Raw genomic sequence first — 25,306 nt, 5'->3', positions numbered from 1 at the left:
TGGCCAGGTCGATTCCGTTTTGAGGAGGCAGTGTGGGCCGTCGCGAGTACGCCGTGTTCCTGGGTCTGGATGTGGGCAAGGAGGAGCACCATGCCTGCGGCGTGGACCCGGACGGCCAGCGGGTCCACGACAAGCCGCTGCCGCAGTCGGAGGCGAAGATCCGCGCGGTGTTCGAGGCGCTGTCGGTCCGCGGTTCCGTGCTGGTGGTCGTCGACCAGCCGGCCTCGATCGGCGCGCTGGCGGTCACGGTGGCCCGCGAGCTGGGTATCGACGTGGCCTACCTGCCCGGGCTGGCGATGCGCCGGATCGCGGACCTGCACCCGGGCAACGCCAAGACCGACGCGCGTGATGCCTACATCATCGCCGAAGCCGCCCGGTCGATGCCGCATACGCTGCGCCGGGTCGGCACCGACGACGATGCCTTGGCTGACCTGCAGGTCATCGTCGGCTACGACGACGACCTGGCCGGCGAGGTCACCCGGGTCAGCAACCGCATCCGCGGCCTGCTGACCCAGATACACCCAGCGCTGGAACGGGCGCTAGGCCCGAATGTCCAGCACCCCGCCGTGCTCGAACTGCTGACCCGCTTCGGCGGCCCTCAAGGACTAGCCACCGCGACGCGACGGCAGCTGGTCGCCGCCACCAAGCCCCGGGCTCCCCGCTCATACGCCAAGCTTGTCGACGCGATCGAGCGGGCGCTGACCGAACAGACCGTCACCGTGCCCGGCACCCGCGCTGCCGAGCTCGTCGTGCCACAGCTCGCCACCACCCTCGCCGGGCTGCTGACCCAGCGAGCTGATGCCGCCCGGCAGATCGAGGAGATGCTCGATGCGCACCCTCTTTCCAAGGTCCTGACCTCGGTGCCGGGGATCGGCGTCAGGACCGGAGCACGGATTCTCCTCGAGGTCGGCGACGGCACCGCGTTCCCCACCTCCGGACACCTCGCCGCCTACGCCGGACTCGCGCCCGTGACCCGCCGCTCCGGCACCTCGATCCGTGGCGAGCACCCCAGCCGGGGCGGGAACAAGCAGCTCAAGCGAGCCTTTTTCCTCGCCGCGTTCGCCGCGCTGTCCGACCCCACCTCACGGGCCTACTACGACCGAAAACGAGCCGCCGGCAAGAAACACAACGCCGCACTCATCTGCCTCGCACGACGCCGCATCGACGTCCTCCACGCCATGCTCCGAACCCGCACCCTCTACAAACACCCAACCCCAACAGCCGCTTGACGAAACCCATAGGGACACCCCCCCCGCTAATGTCCGAAGGATCGGAGGGCCGGTCTCCGGTTGTTCGGACGTAAATCACGGCCCCGGCTAATGTCCGAAGGATCGGAGGGCCGGTCTCCGGTTGTTCGGACGTAAATCACGGCCCCGGCTAATGTCCGAAGGATCGGAGGGCCGGTCTCCGGTTGTTCGGACGTAAATCACGGCCCCGGCTAATGTCCGAAGGATCGGAGGGCCGGTCTCCGGTTGTTCGGACGTTATGGAAACCTGCAGCGAACGGGTCGCCGAACCGCCTTCCCCGAACCGGTTCGGGGAGGACCCGCCGGGGACCCGAGATCGCGGGGCGAGAGTCACCTTGAGCACCCCTCAACCCTCTGACACCCCGCCGGGATGGTCGAACCGTGCTCAACGTCGCGCGGCCGGCTCACCTTGAGCACCCATCAACCACCGTCCGGCCGCGCACTTGGTTGAACCGTGCTCAACGTCGTGCCGGCTCGGGTGGAGAGCCCTTGGCCGGCCTTGGGATCAGGGCTGGACGCGGGTGAGCAGGCGCGCTGCGAAGAACAGCGCGTCGAGTTCACCGTCGGGAGCGACCCGCACCGCCGCCGGGTCATGTTTCGGCTTCGGCCGGTCGACCGGCGTCTGCGCCGTACCGACCCGGACGAACCCGGCGTGCCGCCCGGCGCGCGCCACCCACTCGACATTCAGGATGTCGGTCAGCGGCACCGACCGCGGGTTGCCGTCCGCCTTCTTCCGCCTCGTCGCCGACCGCGGATAGGCGAACATGAGCATTCCTTGCGCCACCGCGACGGTCGCGTCCTTCCCCTCCAGCGCATCGGCTGCCGGCGGGGTCGCGACCAGCCACCGAGGCGCAGCCGTCTCCGGTACGGCGCGGCGCGCGCGGGCGATCCGGATCTCGGACGCGAGTCGCTTGGCAGCCGTGAGATCGGTGACCTCGAAGTGGTAGATCGACTCGAACGAACCGCCGGTCACGCTCAACAACGGGTCGGCGTGCTCGCGCAGCTCGAGCCGAAGATCCGCCGACACCTCGACTCCGCGCAACGCCTCGACCGGGATGATTCGCTCACCCAGCCGGGGCGAGGCGTCGTACTGGACCCGGATCGTGCCGGTGCCGTCCCACTCGAGTACGCCGTGGTTGGTCTGCAGCAGCATGCTCACCAGTTGATCAGGGACCGCAACTTGGCGCCGAAGAACAGCGCGTCGTGCTCGGACAACGGCCAAGTCGTCAGGGTCTCCGGGTCGTCCGCGGCTTTGGGGCGCTCGGCCGGCGTGCGGGCGGTGGTGAGCCGCAGGAAGCCATCGCTCCGGATCCTGCCCGGCACCCATTCGACGTCGCGCAGTTCGGTGAGCGGGAGCCGCCACGGATTGCCGTACGACTTCTTCGCGGCAGTCGCGCCGAAGCCGTACTTGAGGACCAGCTCGTCGCCGTCGAGCTCCACCTTGACGAACTGGAACTTGACCTTGTCAGGTGCCGGTGGCGGCTCGATCAGCCAGCGGTCCGCCGGCCCGGGCGGGAGTTGGTGCAGCGCGATCGATGTCCGGATCTCCTGCGCGTAGTAGTCGGCGAGCAACCACTGGTCGGGGCTGAAGTCGAGCCGGTAGGGATCGATCAGCTCGTCGAACCGCCCGCCGGCAACGGCCAGCAGCGGGTCCGCGTGCTCGCGTAGTATCAGCCGGATCGTGGCAGTCTCGGTTCCGCCGGGCATCACGATCTCGACCCCGGTCAGCGCCTCGACCGGGATGGTGCGCCGGCCGAGCTGCTTCAGTACGGCGTACGTCAGGCCGCTCTTCTGCTGCCGCCACGGACCGGGGTACCGCAGCTGGATCGTGCCGAGGCCGTCCCAGACCATCGTCGCATTCCGCCCGCGCAGCTCGTCGCCGCTCAACCCCTCCACAAGGGACCATCCTCGCGTCCGGTGGGGTCAGTTGGCTGTCAGACACATAATGGGGTGTGACCCATTACGATCTCGTCGTCATCGGTACCGGCTCCGGCAACACGATCGTGAACCACCGGTTCGCGGACTGGAAGGTGGCCTTCGTCGAGCGCGGCGTCTTCGGCGGCACCTGCCTGAACAAGGGCTGCATCCCGACCAAGATGTTCGTGCACACCGCGGACGTGGCAGCCACCCCGGCCGGCAGCGCCCGGTACGGCGTCGACGAGGAACTGCTCGGGGTCCGCTGGCCCGAGGTGCGGGACCGGATCTTCGGCCGGATCGACCCGATCTCCGGGGCCGGCTCGGAGTACCGGCACCACAACGAGAACGTCACCATGTACGAGGGCACCGGCCGGTTCACCGGGGTCAAGGAGCTGGCGGTCGACGGCAACGACGGACAGACCAGCGTCGTGACCGCTGACCGCTTCGTGCTGGCTGTCGGCAGCCGCCCGATCGTCCCGCCGGTCCCAGGGCTCGAGGAGACCGGCTTCCACACCTCCGACACGATCATGCGGCTCGAGGAGCTGCCGCGCCGGCTCGCGATCCTCGGCGGCGGATTCGTCGCGGCGGAGTTCGCGCACGTCTTCGCGTCGTTCGGGGTCGAGGTCACGCTGATCGGCCGCTCCGAGCGGCTGCTGCGCCAGGAGGACACCGACATCTCCGAGGCCTACACCGAGATCGCGCGCGCCAAGTACGACGTTCGCCTGAACCACGAAACGATCCGCGTCGCCCGCCGCCCCGACGGCTCGATCCTGCTCGGCATGCTCTGCCCCGACGGCTCCGACGAGGTGATCGTCGACGAACTCCTGGTCGCCGTCGGCCGCACCCCGAACTCGGACCTGCTGAACCTCGAGGCCACCGGCGTAGAGGTCGACCACGAAGGCCGCGTCGTCGTCGACGCCTACATGCAGACCGGCGTCGACGGCATCTACGCCCTCGGCGACGTCACCTCCCCCCACCAGCTCAAGCACGTCGCCAACCACGAGGCCCGCGTCGTCAAGCACAACCTCCTGGACCCGGACAACCGCATCCAGGCCGACCACCGCTTCATCCCGCACGCAGTCTTCAGCTCCCCTCAGATCGCCTCGGTAGGCTTGACCGAGAAGGAAGCCGAAGACCAAGGCCTCGACTATGTGGTCAGCACCCAGAAGTACGCCGACATCGCCTACGGCTGGGCCATGGAAGACACCACCGGCTTCGCCAAACTGCTCGCCGACCCCACCACCGGCCAGCTCCTGGGAGCCCACATCATGGGCCCCCAAGCCCCCACCGTCATCCAGCCCCTCATCCAAGCCATGGCCTTCGGCTTAAGCGCCTACGAAATGGCCCGCAACCAGTACTGGATCCACCCCGCCATGCCCGAACTCATCGAAAACGCCCTCCTGGCCCTCCCTCTCAAACCCCAGAACTAGCTCGGGGTTTGCGTCCTGACGCATCCCCGCACCTGGCCCTCCGGCCTGTGCTGGTCGCGCGGAAAATGAGGGGATCTCCGCTCAGATTGCCGGTTCTCCCCTCGTTATTTGACCGGAGAACCAGCACATTGAACGGATATCCGTCCTCCTGTCCGATGTGCGGGTCGGCCGTGCCGCCGGGGCGGCTCACTGCGACGGGTCTACAGGCGGAAGGCTGAGATGACTTGGCCTGCGTGGTCGAGGGTGTCGAGGTCGGGGAGGGTGATCATTGCCTCGGTGACGCCGGCTTCGGCTAGTTCGCGGAAGCGGCCGATCTGGTCGTCGACGGTGCCGGCGTTGACTGTTGCGGCGTAACGGGCCGGGTTCTGGTTGCGTGGTCGCAGCCGCTCAACCAGCGCATCGACATCCGCGCCCACCAACGTCGTCGACAGGTGCGTGATCTCCACCGGCCGATCCGTCAGCGACCGCACGTACGCCGCCCGCTCGCGCACCGCCGCGACATCCCCGAACACATTCACGGCATCGGCATACTTCGATGCCAAGCGCAACGTTCGGCGACCACCCCCACCGACCAGCAAGGGCAGCCGCTCCTGCAGCGGTCGTGGATAGCAGGTCGTGTCCGGCACATCGAGCACCCGCCCGTGGAACGGTTTGTTGCCCGGTCCCCACAACACCGGTAGCAACTGCAGCGCGTCCTCCAGCAGCGCGTACCGATCGGCGACCGGCGGAAACGGCCACCCATACGCCTTGTGTTCGGCCTCGAACCACGCCAGCCCGACACCACACACCGCACGCCCACCACTCAGTACGTCGAGAGTCGCGGCAATCTTCCCCAGATGCGCGACGTTGCGATACGTGATCCCGGAGACCAGCGTGCCGAGCCGGGCGCGCGTCGTACAGGCGGCCAGGTAGCCGAGCGTCGTCCAGCTCTCCAGGAAGTCGTCCCAGGCCCGGCCCACCTGCGGGATCTGGCGAAAATGATCCATGACGTAAATCGCGTCGAACCCAACCGCCTCGGCCTTCGCTGCCACCTCCCGAACCCACGAACCCAACCCGGCTCGCCCACCGGGATAACTGCTCAGCTGCAACCCGAACCGCAATCCCGCCGGCGCCGACAACTGCCGCTCCACGGCGGCATCCGCCCCGACAAACGCCTCCGGTACGACGCGCACCGCGGCCGGCTGCAGTACCTCGTCGTACCCCTCCTCCGGCAGCTCCTTCTTCGCCACACCCCAAGCCCGCAACTGTCCGGTGAGCACGTCAGCCGGAATCCGCTTAACCCGCCCGCGATTCCGCCGCCGGCACTCAGCCGCTGGAGTGTCGAAACCCACAGCCACACAAGGCATCCCGGCCGCCCGGGCAAGCGCCAGCCACCGCAACCGCCGTACCCGATCCAGCCCGAGCGTGTCGATCACGGTCGTCAGCCGCCGCCCGATCCGCTGCTCCACCACCGTCTCCAGCAACGCGAACGCATCCGCACTAGCCGCCAGATCGTCCTCACCGGCCCCGACCAACGCCCGCAGCCGATCACTGGACACCACCAGCTCACCCGCGAACCGCTCCGCCGCCCACGTCGACTTCCCCGACGCCCCCGCCCCCACCAGAATCACCACACAAGGCGAAGGCAGTCTGCGCTCATCCACCTCACCAGTCTCCTCCAAGAGCCGGAATTGTGGTTTACAGGCAGCGATAGGCTGGTTGGATGCGATTGTTCGTGGCCGTTGTGCCACCCATCGAAGTTGTGGAGGATCTGAGCGAGTTCGTCGCACCGCGGCGGGAACATCCGGATGACGACATCCGATGGTCCGCGGACGAACACTGGCACATCACGCTGGCCTTTCTGGGCGAGGTGCCGGACTGGAAGACCGATGAGTTGGGGGAGCGGCTCGAGGCGGCCGCCAAGCGGCAGAAGCCGTTCCCGCTGAGCCTCAGAGGGGCCGGGGCGTTCCCCGGCGTGCCGGATGCGCGGGTGCTGTACACCGGCGTCCGTGACGAGACGGATGCGCTGAAGCACCTGTCGAAGACGACCAGGGCGGCGGCCAATCACTCCGGGGTCACCGTGGACGGGCGGAAGTTCGTGCCGCATCTGACGCTGGCGCGGTTCCCACGGCCGATGGACGTCACTCGCTGGGTGCGGGTCTTCGATACCTACAGTGGCGCCGAGTGGACGGCCGGAAGTCTGCAGCTGATCGAGTCGCGGCTGGGCGAGGGAGTGGGCCGAAGTGCGGCGTACGCCACAGTGGGCGAATGGGAATTCTTAGGTTAACCTCAGGAAGGTTAGCCATCCCTAAGGTATGAGGACCGTCCGCCATGCTCGCGAACTACCTGATCGGCCTGCGTGAAGGCCTCGAGGCGTCGCTGGTTGTCAGCATCCTCGCCACCTTCCTGGTCAAGTCAGGACGTCGCGACCAGCTGAAACTGGTCTGGATCGGAGTCGGCGCGGCACTGGCCGTGGCAGCCACCGCGTGGGGGTTGCTGCAGTTCGTGACCGCGCTGACCGCCAGGTCCTTCACCACCCAGGAGTCCGTCGGGGGAGTGATGTCGATCCTCGCGGTCGGCTTCGTCACCTGGATGATCTTCTGGATGCGCAAGGCCGCGCGCAGCATCGCCAAGGAACTGCGGGACCGGATGGACCAGGCGCTGGCGATCGGCCCGAAGGCCGTCGTGATCCTGGCGTTCCTCGCGGTGTTCCGCGAAGGCATCGAGACCGCCTTCATCGTGTACGCGTCGGCCGCCACCGCGACCACCGCCGTACCGTTCATCGGCGTCCTCCTGGGCCTCTCGACCGCGGTCGTGCTCGGCGTGCTGATCTACCGCGGCGCGGTCAAGATCAACCTGGGCGTCTTCTTCAAGTGGACGGGCGCGGTCCTCATCCTGGTCGCGGCCGGCATCTTCGCCTACGGCTTTCACGACCTGCAGGAGGCCGACATCCTCCCCGGTCTGCACAATCTGGCGTTCGACATCTCGCACGTCATCCCACCGGACAGCTGGTACGGCGTACTCCTCAAGGGCATCTTCAATTTCAACCCTGCGCCGACCGTGGTCGAGTCGATCGCGTGGCTGGTCTACCTGGTGCCCGTGCTGGTGCTCTACTTCCGTCCGGTTTCCTCATCACCTGTTCAGGAGAAGCATGTTCCCGTCCAAGGCTCGTAAGGCCACAGTCGTCGTACTGGGGCTCGCCGCTCTCACCGCCTGTGCCGAGGACAAGCCCGCCGCGTCCGACGACGGCACCGGCCCGGTCACCGTCAAGGCGACCGATTCGGCGTGCGACCTGAGCCGCCGCGATGTGAAGTCGGGGACCAGCACGTTCTCGGTATCCAACGGTGGTAGCAAGGTCACCGAGTTCTATGTGTACGCCGATGGTGACCGCGTGATGGGTGAGGTCGAGAACATCGGCCCGGGCCTGAAGCGCGATCTGATCGTCGAGCTGCCGACCGGGAAGTACCAGGCGGTCTGCAAGCCGGGCATGGTCGGCGACGGGATCCGCGGCGAGCTGACCGTGGCCGGCGACGCGCCCGCGCAGGTGGACGAGGACACCCTGCTCAAGCAGGCCACCGAGAGCTACCAGCGGTACGTGAACTCGCAGGCGGTCGCGCTGGAGCAGAAGACGACCGAGTTCGTGGACGCGGTGAAGGCCGGTGACGTCGCCAAGGCGAAGGAGCTGTTCCCGATCTCGCGCACGTACTGGGAGCGGATCGAGCCGGTCGCGGAGTCGTTCGGTGACCTGGACCCGAAGATCGATGCCCGGGTCAACGATGTCGAGCCGGGCACCGAATGGACCGGGTACCACCGGATCGAGCAGGCGCTGTGGGAGAAGAACACCACGGCCGGTATGGCGAAGTACGCCGATCAGCTCCTGGTCGATGTGAAGACTGTGGTCGCCAAGGCCAAGGTCGTGAAGCTGAATCCGCTGCAGCTGGCGAACGGCGCCAAGGAACTGCTCGACGAGGTCTCCACCACCAAGATCACCGGTGAAGAGGATCGCTACTCGCACACCGACCTGTGGGACTTCCAGGCCAACGTCGAGGGTTCGCAGGCTGCGATCCAGGCGCTCCGCCCGGCCCTGCAGAAGCGCGATCCCGCCCTCGTCACCGCGCTGGACACCAACTTCAAGGCCGTCTTCGCGGCGGTCGACAAGTACCGCGTGGGTGACGGATTCAAGCCGTACGTCGTGACCGATGCGGAGAAGAAGGAGCTGAGCCGGGTCGTCGACGGTTTGGCCGAGCCCGTCTCCAAGGTCGCCGGAGTGATCGCGAAGAAATGACGCCAGAATCCAGCGCTGAAGACGCTCCCCGTAAGGGCATCTCCCGCCGTGGCCTGTTCGGCGCGGCGGGTGCCGCGGTCGCGACCGGAGTCGCCGGGTACGCCGCTCATTCCGTACTGTCCGGCGAGGAGTCGCAGGCGGCGGACACCACCGGCCCGGTCGAGTTCCACGGACCGCATCAGGCGGGGATCGTCACCGCGGCGCAGGATCGGTTGCACTTCGCCGCGTTCGATGTGACCACGACCAAGCGTGACGACCTGATCGCGTTGCTGAAGGAGTGGACGGCCGCGGCCGCGCTGCTCACGGCCGGCCGTGACATCGGTCAGTACGGCGCTGTGAACGGGCCGGGCGGCTCTCCGCCGGAGGACACCGGTGAGGCGGTCGGCCTGCCGCCGGCCCGGCTCACCTTGACGATCGGGTTCGGGGCTTCGCTGTTCGACAAGCGGTTCGGGCTGGCCTCGAAGCGGCCCGCCGCGCTCGTCGACCTTCCGCACTTCATCGGTGACGACATCGAGCCAGGACGGTCCGGCGGCGACATCGCCGTACAGGCTTGTTCGGACGATCCACAGGTCGCCGTCCACGCGATCCGCAACCTGGCCCGGATCGGGTTCGGCCGGGTCGCCGTGCGCTACTCGCAGCTGGGCTTCGGGCGGACGTCGTCGACCTCGCGGGCGCAGACGACCCCGCGGAACCTGTTCGGCTTCAAGGACGGCACGAACAACCTGAAGCTCGAGGACGCCGAGAAGCTCGAGCAGCACCTCTGGGTCCAGCCCGAGGACGGCGCGGAGTGGATGATCGGCGGCTCGTACCTGGTGTCGCGCCGGATCCGGATGAACATCGAGATCTGGGACCGGACCTCGCTCGGTGAGCAGGAGACGATCATCGGTCGCGGCAAGGGCACCGGCGCACCGCTCGGCAAGGCCGAGGAGTTCGACCCGATCGATTTCGTTGCCAAGGGCTCCGACGGCGAGCTGAAGATTCCGATGGAGGCGCACGTCCGGCTCGCGCACCCGCAGTTCAACAACGGGGCGGAGCTGCTGCGGCGCGGGTACAACTTCGTCGATGGTTCGGATGGTCTAGGCCGGTTGGACGCCGGGCTGTTCTTCCTCGCCTACCAACGCGATCCGCGCAAGCAGTTCATCCCGATCCAGACCCAACTGGCCCGCACCGACGTCCTGAACGAGTACATCCACCACGTCGGGTCCGGCATCTTCGCATGTCCCGGTGGTGTCACACCTGGGTCGTACTGGGGCGAGAAGCTCTTCGCCTGAACCAGCGGTTCACTACATTGTGCCGGTGAGCAATCAGCAGCCCCCTTATGGCCAGCCCCCACAGCAGCCGTACGGCCAGCAGCCGCAGTACCAGGGGCAGCCGCCGTACGGACAGCAGCAGTACGGCGGCTATCCGCCGCCCCCGCCGCCGTCCGGGAGCAACAAGACCATCCTGATCGTGTTCACCGTGGTCGTCGTCATGGTGGTCCTGGGCGCGGGTCTCTTCGTGATCACCCGCTTCACCGGCGGCTCCGACGACACCGCCGGTACGACGCCAGTCACCTCCCAGCCGACGAGCGACGCCCCGAGCACGCCCAGCGACGGCGGCAGCCCCACCGAACCCGCCAACGACACCAGCCCCAGCGCTCCGGCCACCCAACCGGCGCAGCCGTGCCGTGGCTGCATGCCCGGCCTGACGCTCAACGGTGCCGTCAAGACGCTGAAGTCCAAGGGCTACACCTGCAAGGACGAGAAGATCCTCGGCATCCAGTGCGAGAAGGGCAACCTGGGGGTCACCGTCCACGCCGACTACCGGAACAAGGCTTACGTCGAGCGGATCTCGATCAGCGGTGGCTCCTCGGCCCGGGTGAAGGACTGCCCGCAGTGCATCAAGGGCGCGATCGCCGCGCTGAAACAAGGACTTCCGAACGTGCTGCCGTGGTTCGTCAAGGACCCGGCGATCCGGCAGCGGATGGTCGCCTTCGCCATCCCGGGCGCGAGCATCCCGGACAGCGGTCCGAATTCGGCCAGGGATCTGGCGTTCGAGGGCCTCTACCGCGTCTCGACGAACGGCTACAGCGGAGCGACGGTCGGCAAAGGCGATCGGTACTCGACGTACTACTCCACCAACTTCTACATCCGCGGCTACTCCTAAGGGCGCGGAGGCCCCTTGGCGCCGATCAGGTTGAGGGCGATGCAGGACAGGACCAGGGTGTTGTCCTGGTTGTAGAGCTCGGCGCGGGTCCGGACCAGGCCGCGGTCGGGCTTGGAGCGGGAGCGGTCGGCCTGGAGGACCTCGGTGGTGAGACGTAGGACGTCACCGGGGCGGACCGGGAGGTGCCAGCGCAGTTCGTCGACACCGGGGCCGCCGAGGCTGGCCACCTTGGACAGGTATTGATCGGCGTACAGGCGCATCATCAGCCCTGCGGTGTGCCAGCCGCTGGCGATCAGGCCGTGATACGGCCCGTTCGCCGCGGCGGCCGGGTCCACATGGAAGTACTGCGGGTCGAACCGCTGGGCGAATTCGACGATCTCCCCCTGGCCGACCAGGACCCGGCCCGGATGCTCGGTCCGGGTCCCCACCACGTAGTCCTCGAGGTACATACCCTCTATTTAACTGCTCCTGCGGTAACGCCGGCGACGAAGTGGCGCTGAGCAAGCAAAAAGCCGATCACGACCGGGATGCTGACCACGAGGGCCGCGGCCATGATCTGGTTCCAGTAGATGTTGGTCTGGGTCGAGTATTGCCGCAGTCCCACTGACAGTGTTCTGTTCGCTTCTGTCGTCATCACGGAGGCGAACAACACCTCACCCCACGCAGTCATAAAGGAGTAGATCGCGACGGCGATCACGCCTGGCCGGGCGGCCGGCAGAACCACGCGCCACAGTGCGCCCATCGGGCCGCAGCCGTCCACGAGCGCCGCCTCGTCCAGCTCGCGCGGGATGCTGTCGAAGTACCCGGCCAGCATCCAGATCGAGAACGGCAGGCTGAACGTCAGGTACGTGATGATCAGCCCGAGTCGCGTCCCGACCAGTTGCAGCCCGAACTGGTTGTTGATGTTGACGAAGATCAGGAACAACGGCAGCAGGAACAGCACGCCGGGGAACATCTGCGTCGACAGCACCGTGGTGGTGAACACCGTCCGCCCGCGGAACTTGAACCGGGACACCGCGAACGCGGCCAGGATCGCGAGCGCCACCGAGAGCAGCGTCGCGACCACCGAGACGATGGTGGAGTTCACGAAGTACCTTGCCAACGGCACCGTTTTCCACATGTCGATGAACGGCGCGATGGTCAGGTTCGACGGCCACCAGGTGAACGCACCCTGGACGTCCTTGAGCGGTTTCAGCGAGGACGTCACCATGACGTAGAGCGGGATCGTCACGAAGAGACCGAGCACCACCAGTACGACGGCTCGGTACGCCTTGAAGCCTTTGGTCTCAAGCACGGCGAGTCTTCCTTCCTGTCACGAAGAGATAGATGCCGGTGACAATCATCAGGAAGATCAGCAGCAGCACGGACATCGCGGCACCGGAACCGAAGTTCCAGGTCAGGAACGACGCGTTGTAGATGTGGAAGGTGATCAGGTCACCGGCCGGCGGCTGCGCCGTACCGAACAGCACGTACGGCGTGTTGAAGTCGCTGAACGTCCACAGGAACAACACGAGCACCAGCACCAGGTTGACCGGGCGCAACGCCGGGAGGGTGATGTTGCGCCACTGCCGCAGGTTGCCGGCCCCGTCCACGGCGGCCGCTTCGTACTGGTCGCGCGGAATGCTCTGCAGCCCGGCCATCAGGGTGAGGAACGCGAACGTCCACAGCTTCCAGGTGGCCACCGTGATGAGCGAGAACAAGGCATTGCTCCCGATCAGCCAGAACGGCTTGTCATCGGCCCCCAGTTGGGTCAGCACGTGATTCACGGCGCCGGTGTCGCGCTGCAGCATGAAGTTCCAGGTCAGGATCCCGGCGTACGCCGGAAGTGCGTAGGGGACCAGGAACAACGTGCGCACGAGGCTCCGGCCGCGGAACGTCGGCTGCAGCGCCACCGCGGCCGCCATCCCGAGCACCCAGGAGAGCGCGACCGTGACGAGCGAGAAGATCAGCGTGACGCCGAACGACTTCAGCAGTCCCTCGCCGACCGCGTTGTCGAAGTCGAGCGCGACCTTGTAGTTGTTGATCCCGGCGCTCGGGGCGGCCGACCAGTTCGCGATGAAGAACTTGGTCAGCTTGACGAAACTCATCCAGATCCCGACCAGCATCGGGATGATGTGGATGACGAGCTCCATCAGGACCGCCGGCGCCACCAGTGCGTAGGGCAACCAACGGCTCAGACCAGGACGGATCTCCGGCTTGGACTTGCGAGCCGGCGGCTTGGTGGCCGCCGGCGTCGCTTCGTGGGTGGCGACCGACATCAGCTGCCTGCGGCCACTTGGTCCTCGGCGGTCTTCAGCGCGGCTTTCACTTCGTCGGCGCTGACCGTCCCGCCGGTCGCGATCTTGGCGAACATGCTGTTCATCGCCTTACCGACAGTGCTCTCGAACTGGTCCTCGGCCGGGACCAGCGGCAGCGGCTTGGACTTGGTGTTGTAGATGTCCTGGAAGATCGCCGCCTCGGCCGCGTCGGTGGTGAACACCGGCTTGGCGTCCTTCAGCACCGGCAGCGACGCGAACGGCTTGCCCAGTGTGGTCTGGGTCTGCGCGTCCGTCATGTACTTGACGAACTTCAGCGTCGAGTCCTTGTGCTTGGTGTTCTTGAAGACCGACAGGTTGATCCCGGCCACGTGGCTGGCCACCGGCTCGCCACCAGCAGGCGACGGGAACGGGACGACGCCGTACTCGCCGGCTTTCATGCCGTTGGCAACGATCGAGGAGTCGGCGTTGTTCTGGTTGATCACCATCGCGACCTTCTTGGTCGCGAAGTCGTTGACCGACTTGGTGCCGTTGTCGTACTGCGCGTTGGACGGGTTCGCGACCTTGTCCTTCTGCATCAGGTCGAGGTACCGCAGCACGCCCTGGACGTTGCCGTCGCTGGTGAAGGTCGGCTTGCCCTCGGCGTCGAACCACTCGGACTTGTTCTGCGCGCCGTTGATGAACGCGAAGTGCACGTTCTCGGTGTAGCTGCCGGCGGCCAGCGCCATCCCCCATTGGTTCTTCGCGGGGTTGGTCAGCTTCTGCGCTGCGGTGACCATCTCTTCCCAGGTCTTCGGCGGCTGCAGACCTGCAGCGGCGAACATCGCCTTGTTGTAGTACAGGCCGTAGGCCAGACCGTAGAGCGGGACCGAGGTCACGTCCTCGCCTGCCTTGCCGCCGGTCGCCAGAGCCGTCGGCACGAACTTGTCCTTACCCCCGATCGCCGTCATCGCGTCGTTGTCGAACGGGAGGAACGCCCCGGTCGCCTGCAGCGACGCCGCCCAGGTGTTGCCGATGTTGACCACGTCCGGCGCCTGGCCGGAGGTGATCGCGGTCTGGATCCGCGTCTGCAGGTCGTTCCAGCCGATCACCTCGAGGTTGACCTTGATCCCGGTGTCCTTGGTGAACTGCTCCAGCACCGGGATCAGGACCTGCTTGTCGTTGTCCAGGCTGGTGCCCTGGTTGCTGGCCCAGTAGGTCAGCGTCTGATCCCCACCCGAGCCCCCGTCGGAGCCGGAATCCCCACCTCCGCAGGCGGCCAGGCCGACTCCCAGAGCGGTCGCCGCTACGGCGGCTACAAGCGAACGCAATCTCACGTCGGACTCCTCGTCCTCGCGCGGTCATGATGTGGGGCCCACTATGTCCCTAACCGGTTAAGCACCGAAACCCTAACCGGTTCAGTTGCGGGCCCTTTGTTACGCCCTCGTGACGTCCCCGTCACTGGGTGCGATCACTCTCGCCCAGAGTAGTCAGCTGCGGGCGGGACCCGAAGAAGTGCGCACCCGCAGCAGACCTGGCGGGGCCTCGTCGTGGAGCTCCTCCTGGCCTGCGGCGAGGCGGAGGAGGAGGTCGGCGGCGGCGCGGCCGCGCTCCATCGTCTGCTGGTCGACGGCGGTGATGCCGGGGCCGGCCAGTTCGCACAGCGGCGAGTCGTCCCAGGCGAGGATCGAAACCTCGCCGGGTACGTCGATGCCCAGCTCGGTGGTCACGCGGAGCGCGGCCACGGCCATCAGGTCGTTGCCGAGGATGACCGCGGTCGGGCGGTCCGGGCCGGTGAGCAGGCGCCGGGTGTGGTCGGCGCCGTCCTCGTAGCGGTAGTTGCCCTCGACATGGCGGACGGTGATTCCGCGACGTTCGGCGTACTCGCGAAGGAGCTGGACGCGGAGCTGTTCGTGGATGAAATGGAACGGCCCGCTGACGTGGGCGATCTCGCGGTGACCGAGCTCGGCGAGGTGGTCGAGCAGCAGTGTCACGGTCTCGTCCGGCCGACTGATCAGCCGGCCGACGCCATCGTCCGGAGCGTTGGAGCTGACCACGACGCACGGCACGCCGAGCTCTCGCAGCAGCGGGACTCTCGGGTCGTTCTGGTGCTCGTCGAACAGCACGAACCCGTCGACCCGGCCCTGCCGCGACCAGCGCCGCAGTACGTCGAGGTCTTCGCCGTTCTCGCCGGTGAGGCGCAGCAGGAGCGACGAGTCGACCTCGTTGAGGTACTGCTCGATGCCGACCAGGGTGCGCATGTAGAACGCCTCGGTCGAGATCAGCGTCGGGTCGCGCGCGATCACGATTCCGATCGTGCGCGTTCGGCTCGCCGACAGCGCGACGGCGGCCGAATTCGGGTGGAAACCGAGCTCCTCGGCCAGGTCGAGCACTCGCTGCCGGGTCTCCTCGCTGACCCCGGCGCGGCCGTTCAGCGCGTACGAGACCGAGGCCTTGGAGATCTGCAACTGCCGCGCCAGGTCGCTGATCGTGACCCGATGACCACGCCGCCCAGCATCGGCCGGACCGTCGGCGTCGCCGTCAGCGCCGTCGGTCAAGGACCCGGATGTCGTCATGCACTCCCACCCCGCATGGCGGGAGAGTAGCAGCGCCCAAATGCGCCAAGCGCGATCCCTGAGTGTTGGATAGCGTTATCCCATGACCGCTGCTGAGCCGTTGCGACTGGATTTCCTGCCGTGGGAGTACGCCCGGACCGCCACGCCGGCCGAGCGTGCCCGCCAGTCCGAGCGCCAGACGCTGCTCTCCGGCTCCGTCGCCCTGGCCGCCGAGGTGTACGTCGCCGAGTCGGCGGCCGTCTATTGCGACGAGCTGCGGATGGGGGAGCGCTCGTACATCGCGGCGCACGCCTACGTCACCGGCCGCATCACCCTCGGCTCCGACAGCACCATCAACCCGTTCACCGCCGTCCGCGGCCGCGTCACGATCGGCGACGGCGTCCGGATCGGCGCCCACAGCTCGATCCTCGCCTTCAACCACGGCACCACCCCCGGCGAGCCCATCTTCCGCCAGCCCCACTCCAGCCGCGGCATCACCATTGCCGACGACGTCTGGATCGGCTCCGGCGTCACCATCCTCGACGGCGTCACCATCGGTCCCCACACCATCATCGGCGCCGGCGCCATCGTCACGAAGGACGTGCCGCCGAACACGATCGCAGCCGGAAACCCAGCCCGAGTCCTCCGCTCCCGCCTCCCCGACGAACCCGCCCCAACTGCTACCGCGCCAACCACCTTCCCGGGCTCGGCCGCTCGTGCCTCCATCCCCCTCACCACCTTCCAAGGCGAACTGCCTTCCCTGCTTAATGCTTTTGCGGCTCGCGCTCGGGACCAGGTGGACGACGTAGTGGCTCGTTCCTGGGATGGTGAGCGGTTCGTCGACCGCCCCGGTCTCGACCACAAGCCCGCAGTCCGGCCGTGGTGCGACGCCGTCGAGATCGCCGACCTACTGGTACGGCGTACTCCGGCGGGCCACACCCGTGACGACCTCGTCCGCCGCCTCCGTGCGCGCCAGGATCCGAAGACCGGACTGGTCGCACCAGGAGACCTCTCCGACGCCGGTCTCGCGATCCCGTCCGACGCCCAACTCACAGTCCTGCAAGGCGAAGCGCCGTACCACGTGCTGTGTGTCGGCTACGCCCTCCAAGTCCTCGGCAGCAGCTTCGAACACCCCATCGACACGAGTTTTACCACCGCCGAACTCGACCAGTTGCCCTGGGCAAGAAATGCCTGGTCGGCCGGTGCAGCGATCGACGCCCTCGGTACGGCGATCGCCCGCAACGCCCACGATCACCAGGACCGCGCCGGCCTCGACCCCTTGATCGGTTGGCTCACCATCAACGCCGACCCGAAGACCGGCGCTTGGGGGAGTCCGCACCCCGACGACGGCTGGCTCCAAGTGGTGAACGGTTTCTATCGTCTGACCCGCGGCACCTACGCGCAGTTCGGCCTGCCGTTGCCGTATCCCGAGCAGGCCGTTGCCACAGTACTTGCCCATAGCAACGACCGCCGGATGTTCACCGGCGACAACGACAACGCCTGCAACGTCCTCGACGTGATCCACCCACTCTGGCTGGCCCGGAAACAAACGTCGTACGGCGAACAAGACGCGCGCCGCTGGGCCGAGGAGCAGCTCGCCCGCATCCTCGACCGCTGGGTCGATGGCGAGGGTTTCGCCTTCGCCCCGAACGGCACCGACGACCGCGCGATCCCCGGCCTGCAAGGCACCGAGATGTGGCTGTCGGTCGTCTGGCTGCTCGCCGACTACCTGGGTCACGCCGACGCCCTCGGCTACCGCCCCCGCGGCGTCCACCGCCCCGAGCCCCTCATCCCTCCGAGAACCACCCCGTGGCAGTAGGGCTCTGACCGAACCGCCCGACGTAGTGGTCCAAGAACACCCGCGACGTCAGCTCCCGCCGGCTGGACACCCCGACCTTCTCGAAGATCGCCTTCAGATGGTCCTGAACCGTGTACGGCGACAGGTACAGCCGCCGCGCGATTTCGGCGGTGCTCCCACCACCGAGCACCTGCTGTACGACGTTCTGCTCCCGCTCGGTCAGTCCGTACGCCGCCACTACCAGCGGGATGATCTCAGCCGGCCCTGCCGGTGCGATCGTCACAGCGACGTCCGTGGTCACCCCCTCCGGCCCACGCACCCTTGCCGCGTGCAGCGTGAGCCACTCACCGTCCTGGGTGCGGACCTGCATCTCCGGTACAAACTGCCCGGCCACTCCACGCGCAGCTGCCAGCACACTCACCACCGGGACCGGAAGCGACGACCACAGGACGCCTCCGAGGTCCTGGAACCGCTGCTCGGCCGCATCGGTCGCGGAGACGACCTGGTCCGCGGCGTTCAGAATCACCACCGCAGCTGTCGATGACCGTCTCGCGCGTTGCAGGTCGCCGACGATCAGACCGCGCCGCAGCCCCCGCGCCAGTACTGGCTCGATCCGGTGCATGAACGCGGCCTCGCCCGGTGAGAAGCCAGTGCGCCCGTTGGTGCGGTACAGCGTGACCACACCCCACATGCGGCCACCGGACCGCAGCGTGCTGCGCATCTCGTGCGGGATGTCCCCTCTGGTGAGGAACTCCCGGTACCGGCGGCTCAGCTGCGGGTTGCCCTCGGTCGCCTCGGCGAGAATGCTCACCCCGACCGAGCGTTGCGCCAGATCGACGAAGTGGTTGTAGTCGGGAGCGCCATACTCGGCCGCGACGAAATCGTCGGTCGTCAGCTGGTCGAGATCGTGCATCACCGCGCCACAGAGCAGATTGGTCGCCGGGTCCGCCGTACCCATGCAGAGTGAGTCGAATGGGATCGCCTGCGTGAGCAACCGCGCGGCCTCGTGGCAGAAGTCGTCCCACCGGAGCCCTGCGTTCGCAGCGGTCTCCAGACCCGCGTACGCCTCGTCGGCGCGGTAGGTCTTCATTCGCCCAGCCAGCCGTTGGCGTCGAGCTCGTTCTCCATGCGGCCGGCGTAGTGCTCGAAGAAGATCCGCGACTGCAGCTCACGCCGGCTGGACACACCGGTCTTGTCGAACACTGCCTTCAGATGGTCCTGCACCGTGTACGGCGACAGGTGCAGCCGCCCGGCAATTTCCGCCGTACTCGCACCGCTCAGCACCTGCTGTACGACGCCCCGCTCCCGCTCGGTCAGTCCGTACGCCGCCACCACCAGCGGAATGATCGCCGCCGCACCGGCATTCTCGATCGTCACCGCGATGTCGGAGGTGACCCCCTCCGGCCCACGCACCGGTGCGGCATGCACCGACACCCACTGCCCCGACTGGGTGCGCAGCCGCACCCGAGGCACCTGTGCGGGCTGCCCGGGAATCCCACGGGCAGCAGTGATCACCACCTTGACTGGTACCGGTAGCCGCGACCACATCTCGCCGCCCAGATCGGCGACCCGCTCCTCAGCAGCCTCCGTCGCTGAGATGACCTGGTCGGCAGCGTTGACGATGACCACCGCCGCGCCCTGGGAGCGCTGCTGCCGGTTGACGTCCGTACTGATCAGGCCACGCCGCAGACCGGCGGCCAGCATCGGCTCGAGGCGATGCATGAACTCGGCCTCGGCCGGTGAGAACCCGCTCCGGCCGGAGTGCCGGTAGATCGTGTAGAACCCCCACATCCGGGCCTCGGACCGCAGCGTGCCGCGCATCTCGTGCTCCAGACCGCTCGCCTCCAGCAGCAGCCGGTGCCGCGTACTGAGCCCCGGCCGGCCCTGAGTGGCCTCGGCCAGGATGCTGACGCCAACCTCCCGCCGGGCCAGGTCCGAGAACCGGTTGATGTCGTCGACGCCGTACTCGTGCTCCAGGAACGCAAGCTCGTCCACATCCTGCATCCGCGTCTTCACCCGCCCCACCAGCAAGCTGGTCGCCGGATCCGCCGGCCCGAGACAGATCCCGTCGTTCGGCACCGCCCGGTCCAGCAGCTCGATCGCCGCCAGGCAGAAGTCCTCCCAGCTCAGCCCCGCCACAGCAGCAGCCTGCAGCCCAGCTCGCGCCGACTCCGCGTGGTAGGTCTTCACAGACTCAGTGTGACCCGACAGCGCCCCGGACGGCATCCCAGAAAGGTGGGGGCGGAAATACCCAGGCTGCTGGGATACCGGAGTCTGCCCGATCGGGCCACCGTGGATGCCATGGTGAATCCGATCTGTCCGGCGGCAGTGACCGCTGGGGCCTACCGCGGGCTGTGACGCGGTGCGAACAACCCAGAAAGTTGGGATACCGCCTGGTGAGCGGCTGCCGGAGTGTTCTGCTCATGATCGAGGAACTCCGAGAGGTACTGACCGGGCGGCTGGTGACGGCGGCCGACCCGGCCTGGGGGCAGGTGCGGCCCGCATGGAACCTGACTGTCGACCAGCAACCGCTGGCCGTGGTGGAGGCCGCCGGGCCGAGTGATGTCGAGCACACCGTGGCATTCGCCGCGGCGCACGGCCTGAAGGTCGCTGCGCAGGCAGGGGGACACGGCGCAACCCGTGCGCTCGACAACACGATCGTCGTCCGCACCAACGCGCTCGACGACGTGTGGGTGGATTCGCACGCGCGGATCGCCCGGGTGGGGGCCGGAGTTCGGTGGGGGACGCTGCAGACCGCTCTGGACGGGACGGGGCTGACCGGTCTGCCGGGGTCGAACGGGGACATCTCCGTCGTCGGGTACTGCACCGGCGGCGGGTTGTCCTGGTTCGCCCGGCCGTACGGCTCTGGAGCGGGCAGTCTGCGGGCGGCCGAGATCGTCGACGGGGCTGGGGCCCGCCGATGGATCGACGACTCCACCGACCCGGACCTGATGTGGGCACTGCGTGGTGGTGGCGGCAACTTCGCCGTCGTCACCTCGGTCGAGGTGGAACTGCATCCGGCACCGGAGATCGTCGGCGGGCGGTTGATGTTCCCCATCGAACAGGCGCCGGCCGTGCTCGCGGCGTACGGGAAGGCCACGCTGGAGGCGCCGGAGCACGTAACGCTGTGGGCCTACCTGACCCACTACCCGCCGGCGATGCATCTGCCGGAGGCCATCCGGGGCAAATCGTTCTGCATGATCGACGCAGCGGCGCCGTACGACCCGGAGGGGCTTGAGGCAGCGCTGGCGCCGCTCCGGGCCGCCGGAGCCGTACTGGTCGACACCATCGGGCCGCGGGAGTCCAGCGGGGTCGTCCAGATCACGCAGGAGCCGATCACTCCGGCCGCGCTTGCGCTGACCACCAGCTCATTCGACGAGGTCACTCCGGAGCTGATCGACACGCTGCTCGAGTACGCCGGTCAGCCGTCACTCATCTCCCAGGTCCAGCTGCGGCATCTCCGGGCCAGCGACGAGGTGATTCACCCCGGGATCGCATCAGCCGACCCGGCTGCGCAGTACATGTTGCTGGCGGTGTCGATCCTCCCGGTACCGGAGCTGGTCAGCTCGGCCGAGCAAGCACTGGCAGCGCTCAAGGAGGCAGTGTCCCCGTGGAAGGCGGGTGACCTGCCGCTGTCATCGCTGTCCACGAAGGGCTCGATCCACGAGAGCATCAGCGGACCGGACCTGGAGCGGCTCCGCGAGATCAAACAGCGGGTCGATCCGGTAGGCACTCTGACCGGCAACTACCCCCTGCCCTACTAGGTTCTCGGCGGGGGTCCACTAGCCTGGCCCGGTGGATCCCCGCACACGCCGCTTGGTGGTATCGCTCGTTCTGGTAGCACTCGTCGCCATGGTGGTCGTGGCAGCACTCGTCAACTAACCTTCTGGCGCATGACCCCCACCACCACGCGGTCGTCGTACCTCATGCGTGCGGGCCTGGTCCGCAACGTCCGTTCGGGCGAGCACCTGACCACCTTCGTGGTGTCGGGCGTGGCGACGGTACTGATCACCCGGCTGATCCTCAGCCTGAGCGGGTACCCGCAGATCGGCGGCAAGGGTCTGCACATCGCGCATGTGCTGCCTGGCGGCATCCTGATGCTGGTCGCGATCTCCCTGCTTCTCGGGTACGTCGGTCCGGTCGTCCGACCGGCCGCTGCGCTGGTTGGCGGGGTCGGGTTCGGGCTGTTCATCGACGAGGTCGGGAAGTTCGTCACCTCGGACAACAACTACTTCTACAAGCCCACCGCCGCCATCGTGTACGTCGTCTTCGTGCTGATCGTGCTGGGCAGCCGGTTCCTGTCGACCCGGCGGCCGATCGACCCGCGCGAGGAGCTGGCCAACGTGATCGACCACACGGTCGAGGGGGTCGCGGGTGGACTGTCGAGGCAGCGGAAGGCGCAGGCCTCGGAGCTGCTCGGCCTGGTCGGGCCACGGGTGCGCGGCCGTCGGGAGGCCGCGGCGCTGCTCGAGGCGTGTCCGTCGGACGAGGTCGAGCTGGCAGCGCCGGTGGATGCCGCGTGGCGATGGTTGCAGCGGACGTTCGAGCGGGTGGCAACGCATCCGAAGGCACCAACGGTCGCTGTCGTGGTGCTCGCCGTACAGGCGGTCGGTGCGCCGCTGATCGCGGTCTCGGTGGGCAGCGGGCTCGCGCAGCTTTCGGTGTCCGGGGTGATCGTCGGGAGCTTGCTGTCGGCGACCTTCACCGTGCGCGGCTGGCGGCAGCTGCGGCGGGCTCGTCGGCTGCGGGCGGTCCGGTTGTTCGAGCTGGCGGTGCTGGTGTCGCTGCTGATGACGCAGGTGTTCCAGTTCGCCGGGACGCAGTTCGCGGCGGCTGGCGGGATGCTGCTGGACCTGGTGCTGCTGGGTCTGCTGCGCGCCGAGCGGGACCGCCTCCAGCGCGAGGAGGAGTTGGCGAAGACGACGCCGGCTGCGACGACGCCGCTCGGACTGCCACCCGACCCTGCGGCACCCCGGTTTCCTGAGGACCCGTCGGATCCGGTCCTCTGATCCTCCGCCTGGGTTTTCCACAGGTTGCGAATTGGTGGTCGGGGCGGGGTGGAATCGCTGCATCTTCTCTGGTGACAAACCGATGGCGGCGGTCGCCGACCGCCGCCCACGACACGGAGAAGACCACCATGGTGCGAGTGATGCTCGAGGACGCCGACTACTGCGACGTCCCGGCCGATCTGATGACGTTCGACGACGGAGCCGTCGTGTTCTGGCGTGACGGTGAGGAGGTCGGCCGGCACCGCCAGTCACGGATCCGCTCCCTGGAGCTGATGGACAGTCGCTCGATGACCCGCAAGATCAAGGCCGCCCGCCGGCACCACCCGAAGGCGTTCCGGCCCTGGACGCCCGAGGACGAGCAACTGCTGGCCGACATGTTCCACAAGGGTGCCGGCAAGGACGAGCTGATCGAGGCGCTGGGCCGTCAGGAGGGCGGGATCGCGACCCGATTGCGGGGGCTCGGGCTGCTCCTGGACGACCAGAAGTTGCTGTGAGTCCGATGGCCGCCACCGCCTGCCGACGAGACCCTTTTGTGATCAGCCGGAGGCGTCGGACACAATGGCGCGATGCAGGCAGAGGTGGATCCGGCCGGACACCAGGGCACGCCGACCGCGGACGCGGTGGGTGAGGTGGGGGCGTGGGAGGCGATCCACGCCGCCCTACTGGACCGGACCGGCCTGGTGCGCGCGGTCGCGTCCGGCCGGCGCCGCGGTCTCGACCAGCCGCCGTACCAGCGGCTCGAGCTGCGGTATGTCGACCTCAAGGGACAGCGCCACCTCCAACTCACCGAGTACGACGAGCGCCAGGCCCACACCCGGAACTTCGTCGGCACGGAGGTGCCGGAGGCGGTCGACAAGCTGCTCGCCCTGCCGTACGGGACGTGGCATGTCGAGACGACAAGCGAGACGCTGCGGCTGCGCTACACCAAGAAGGGCAAGGAGCTGCTGCACCGGCAGGCGGACAGCCGGGAGCAGACGACCGGCCACGACCGGGTGAAGCAGCGGGTGCTCGACCCGGCCGCGCCGTTCCTGATCGAGCTCGGGATCAGCGATCACCAGGGCCGGGTGAAGCCGTCGCGGCAGGCGAAGTACAAGCAGATCGAAGAGTTCTGCAAGCTGCTCGAGCCGGCTCTCGAGGAGGCGATCTCGGCCGGCCGGATCGCGACCGGCCGGCCGCTCCAGGTGGTCGACCTCGGCTGCGGCAACGCCTACCTCACGCTCGCGGCCCATCACCTGCTCACGGCGGCCGGGCACGACGTCCGGACAACCGGTGTGGACCACAACCCGACCGCGCGGAAGCGGAACACCCGAGTCGTCACGGCGCTGGGCTGGCAGGACCAGTTGCGGTTCGTGGATGCCACGATCCAGGCGGCCGAGCTCGACGTCCGGCCGGATGTGGTGCTGGCGCTGCACGCCTGCGACACGGCCACCGACGACGCGCTCGCGCGGGCGGTCCAGTGGGAGGCGCCGCTGGTGCTCGCAGCCCCGTGCTGTCATCACGACATCCAGAAGCAGCTCAAAAGCGTCACACCACCGGCGCCTTATTCTCTGATGACGCGATATGGCATCGTTCGTGAACGGTTCGCCGACGTCCTGACAGATTCGCTCCGGGCGGCGGTCCTTCGACAGGTGGGATACCGGGTGGAGGTAGTGCAGTTCGTGGACAGCCAGCACACGCCCCGCAATCTGCTGCTCCGCGCCGCCCGGACGAATGCCCCCGTGACGGCCGACCTCGAGTCCGACTACGCCGAGCTGATCGCCGAGTGGCAGGTCAGCCCCCGGCTGGCCGAGCTGCTGCTGCCCGCGGCGGACACTCCACCGGCCGGGGCCGGGCGGCCGGCGTCGGAGGTGGATGCGTGAAGTTCCTCCGCCCGGCGTTCGCTCTCGCGGCCGCGACCTGCGTCACACTCGCCGCCGCCGCGCTGCCCGCCGTGGCCGCGGACCCGAAGCCGCCCGCGCCGAAGAAGCTGTTCACGATCGACGACTCCCGCATCAAGGAGTCGTCCGGGCTGGCCAAGAGCCAGAAGTACGAAGACCTGTACTGGACGGTGAACGACTCCAACGACACCGCGCGGGTCTTCGGCGTCGACACCGACGGCGATGTGAAGGCCGTGCTGAAGTTCAACGCCGACGTACGGGACGTCGAGGCGGTCGCGGTCGACCGCGAGGGCACGATCTACATCGCCGACATCGGCGACAACACCAAGTCCCGGGACACCATCGAGATCTACACGATCCCCGAGCCGTCCAGTCTCGAGAACGCCGAGAACGTCAAGTACCACCGCTACGACTTCAAGTACCCCGACGGCGCGCACGACGCCGAGACGCTGCTGGTCCAGCCCGAGACCAACCAGCTCTTCATCGTCACCAAGTCGAGCAAGGGTGCCGCCATCTACTCCACGCCCGGCACCCCGTCGCGCGAAGGCACCAACAGACTCACCAAACTCGCAGCAGCCCCCGCCGGCACCTTCACCGACGGCACCTTCCTCCCCGACGGCCAGCGCGCGGTCCTCCGCACCTACGTCGACGTGGTAACCGTCGCCTGGGGCGAAAAGCCCACCCTCGTGGCCCGCGGCCCGGCCCCCCTCACCCAAGGCGAATCCATAGCCGTCGGCGAGGTCGACAACACCGTCCTGGTCGGCAGCGAAGGCTCCAACTCAGCCGTCTACCAGGTCCAGGTCCCCGCCAAGAAGGCCGCCGCCACCCCAC

23 protein-coding genes are annotated in these 25,306 nt (G+C 67.7%); 13 read left to right on the top strand and 10 right to left on the bottom strand.

Going from position 1 to position 25,306, the window contains the following annotated elements; genetic code table 11:
* The first annotated feature begins 32 nt into the window (after positions 1-32).
* Positions 33-1,229 (top strand): IS110 family RNA-guided transposase, encoded by a 1,197-nt coding sequence (locus E1261_RS11120; RefSeq protein WP_202874624.1) that lies wholly within the window; start codon positions 33-35, stop codon positions 1,227-1,229.
* Positions 1,230-1,751: 522 nt separating this feature from the next.
* Here E1261_RS11120 and E1261_RS11115 read toward each other — a convergent pair.
* Both E1261_RS11115 and E1261_RS11110 read right to left on the bottom strand, forming a co-directional pair.
* A complete protein-coding gene (locus tag E1261_RS11115; protein WP_132405517.1) occupies positions 1,752-2,399 on the bottom strand; it encodes a DUF4429 domain-containing protein in 648 nt (215 codons plus the stop codon).
* A gap of 2 nt (positions 2,400-2,401) precedes the next feature.
* Positions 2,402-3,142 (bottom strand): DUF4429 domain-containing protein, encoded by a 741-nt coding sequence (locus tag E1261_RS11110; protein WP_132405515.1) that lies wholly within the window; start codon positions 3,140-3,142, stop codon positions 2,402-2,404.
* A gap of 56 nt (positions 3,143-3,198) precedes the next feature.
* Here E1261_RS11110 and E1261_RS11105 point away from each other — a divergent pair, with 56 nt between their 5' ends.
* Positions 3,199-4,593 (top strand): mycothione reductase, encoded by a 1,395-nt coding sequence (locus E1261_RS11105; protein ID WP_132405513.1) that lies wholly within the window; start codon positions 3,199-3,201, stop codon positions 4,591-4,593.
* Between the two features lie 200 nt (positions 4,594-4,793).
* Here the strand turns inward: E1261_RS11105 and E1261_RS11100 are convergent, their stop codons facing one another.
* Positions 4,794-6,236, bottom strand: coding sequence for an LLM class flavin-dependent oxidoreductase (locus tag E1261_RS11100; RefSeq protein WP_238176143.1), 1,443 nt, complete (start codon positions 6,234-6,236; stop codon positions 4,794-4,796).
* A 59-nt stretch (positions 6,237-6,295) separates the two neighbouring features.
* Between E1261_RS11100 and thpR the strand changes: the two genes are divergently transcribed.
* From thpR to E1261_RS11075, 5 genes are read left to right on the top strand one after another with little or no spacing between them, the layout of a single operon-like run.
* Complete coding sequence (gene thpR, locus E1261_RS11095; RefSeq protein WP_132405511.1) at positions 6,296-6,859, top strand: RNA 2',3'-cyclic phosphodiesterase; 564 nt, start codon at positions 6,296-6,298, stop codon at positions 6,857-6,859.
* 44 nt (positions 6,860-6,903) lie between these two features.
* Positions 6,904-7,746, top strand: a complete 843-nt coding sequence (gene efeU, locus E1261_RS11090; RefSeq protein ID WP_132405509.1) for an iron uptake transporter permease EfeU — start codon at positions 6,904-6,906, stop codon at positions 7,744-7,746.
* Entirely contained in the window at positions 7,724-8,857 is a 1,134-nt protein-coding gene (gene efeO, locus E1261_RS11085) for an iron uptake system protein EfeO (protein WP_132405507.1), read from the top strand. The genes efeU and efeO overlap by 23 nt, the downstream gene beginning before the upstream one ends.
* Positions 8,854-10,128 carry an iron uptake transporter deferrochelatase/peroxidase subunit gene (efeB, locus tag E1261_RS11080; protein ID WP_132405505.1) on the top strand — a complete coding sequence of 425 codons (1,275 nt, stop codon included), beginning with the start codon at positions 8,854-8,856 and terminating at the stop codon, positions 10,126-10,128. Before efeO ends, efeB begins: the two co-directional genes overlap by 4 nt.
* A 25-nt stretch (positions 10,129-10,153) precedes the next feature.
* Positions 10,154-11,002: a hypothetical protein gene (locus E1261_RS11075; protein ID WP_132405503.1), complete on the top strand. Its 849-nt coding sequence runs from the start codon at positions 10,154-10,156 to the stop codon at positions 11,000-11,002.
* Here the strand turns inward: E1261_RS11075 and E1261_RS11070 are convergent.
* The 5 genes from E1261_RS11070 to E1261_RS11050 form a co-directional block, all read right to left on the bottom strand.
* A complete protein-coding gene (locus E1261_RS11070; RefSeq protein WP_132405501.1) occupies positions 10,999-11,451 on the bottom strand; it encodes a MaoC family dehydratase in 453 nt (150 codons plus the stop codon). The genes E1261_RS11075 and E1261_RS11070 overlap by 4 nt on opposite strands.
* Before the next feature lie 5 nt (positions 11,452-11,456).
* Positions 11,457-12,296 (bottom strand): carbohydrate ABC transporter permease, encoded by an 840-nt coding sequence (locus tag E1261_RS11065; RefSeq protein WP_132405499.1) that lies wholly within the window; start codon positions 12,294-12,296, stop codon positions 11,457-11,459.
* On the bottom strand, positions 12,289-13,260 hold the full coding sequence (locus tag E1261_RS11060) for a carbohydrate ABC transporter permease (protein WP_132405497.1): 972 nt from the start codon (positions 13,258-13,260) through the stop codon (positions 12,289-12,291). Before E1261_RS11060 ends, E1261_RS11065 begins: the two co-directional genes overlap by 8 nt.
* On the bottom strand, positions 13,260-14,573 hold the full coding sequence (locus E1261_RS11055) for an ABC transporter substrate-binding protein (RefSeq protein ID WP_202874623.1): 1,314 nt from the start codon (positions 14,571-14,573) through the stop codon (positions 13,260-13,262). The genes E1261_RS11060 and E1261_RS11055 overlap by 1 nt, the downstream gene beginning before the upstream one ends.
* 153 nt (positions 14,574-14,726) lie before the next feature.
* A complete protein-coding gene (locus E1261_RS11050; protein ID WP_132405495.1) occupies positions 14,727-15,812 on the bottom strand; it encodes a LacI family DNA-binding transcriptional regulator in 1,086 nt (361 codons plus the stop codon).
* An 82-nt stretch (positions 15,813-15,894) separates the two neighbouring features.
* Between E1261_RS11050 and E1261_RS46830 the strand changes: the two genes are divergently transcribed.
* A complete protein-coding gene (locus E1261_RS46830) occupies positions 15,895-17,610 on the top strand; it encodes an acyltransferase (protein ID WP_132405493.1) in 1,716 nt (571 codons plus the stop codon).
* On the opposite strand, the gene E1261_RS11040 is transcribed toward E1261_RS46830, so the two are convergent.
* Positions 17,579-18,679 (bottom strand): helix-turn-helix transcriptional regulator, encoded by a 1,101-nt coding sequence (locus E1261_RS11040; protein WP_132405491.1) that lies wholly within the window; start codon positions 18,677-18,679, stop codon positions 17,579-17,581. The two genes, E1261_RS46830 and E1261_RS11040, sit on opposite strands and share 32 nt — an antisense overlap.
* A complete protein-coding gene (locus tag E1261_RS11035; RefSeq protein ID WP_165952453.1) occupies positions 18,676-19,779 on the bottom strand; it encodes a helix-turn-helix transcriptional regulator in 1,104 nt (367 codons plus the stop codon). Before E1261_RS11035 ends, E1261_RS11040 begins: the two co-directional genes overlap by 4 nt.
* Before the next feature lie 233 nt (positions 19,780-20,012).
* On the opposite strand from E1261_RS11035, the gene E1261_RS11030 reads away from it, so the two are divergent.
* The 5 genes from E1261_RS11030 to E1261_RS11010 all read left to right on the top strand — a co-directional run.
* Complete coding sequence (locus E1261_RS11030; protein ID WP_132405487.1) at positions 20,013-21,353, top strand: FAD-binding oxidoreductase; 1,341 nt, start codon at positions 20,013-20,015, stop codon at positions 21,351-21,353.
* Between the two features lie 129 nt (positions 21,354-21,482).
* Positions 21,483-22,598 (top strand): hypothetical protein, encoded by a 1,116-nt coding sequence (locus E1261_RS11025; RefSeq protein ID WP_238176142.1) that lies wholly within the window; start codon positions 21,483-21,485, stop codon positions 22,596-22,598.
* Between the two features lie 71 nt (positions 22,599-22,669).
* The gene (locus tag E1261_RS11020; RefSeq protein ID WP_238176141.1) at positions 22,670-23,092 is read left to right on the top strand and encodes a hypothetical protein; all 423 of its coding nucleotides are present in this window, start codon (positions 22,670-22,672) and stop codon (positions 23,090-23,092) included.
* A gap of 72 nt (positions 23,093-23,164) precedes the next feature.
* The gene (locus tag E1261_RS11015) at positions 23,165-24,457 is read left to right on the top strand and encodes a class I SAM-dependent methyltransferase (protein ID WP_132405485.1); all 1,293 of its coding nucleotides are present in this window, start codon (positions 23,165-23,167) and stop codon (positions 24,455-24,457) included.
* Positions 24,454-25,306, top strand: an 853-nt coding sequence (locus E1261_RS11010; protein ID WP_132405483.1) for an SdiA-regulated/phytase-like domain-containing protein, incomplete at its 3' end; no start/stop codon positions are given. The genes E1261_RS11015 and E1261_RS11010, both read left to right, overlap by 4 nt.

Origin of the sequence: Kribbella albertanoniae (assembly GCF_004348455.1) — a bacterium.
Taxonomy (GTDB): Bacteria; Actinomycetota; Actinomycetes; order Propionibacteriales; family Kribbellaceae; genus Kribbella; species Kribbella albertanoniae.
The sequence above is the reverse complement of the archived record's forward strand: the minus strand, read 5'-3'. Positions and strand labels throughout refer to the sequence as shown.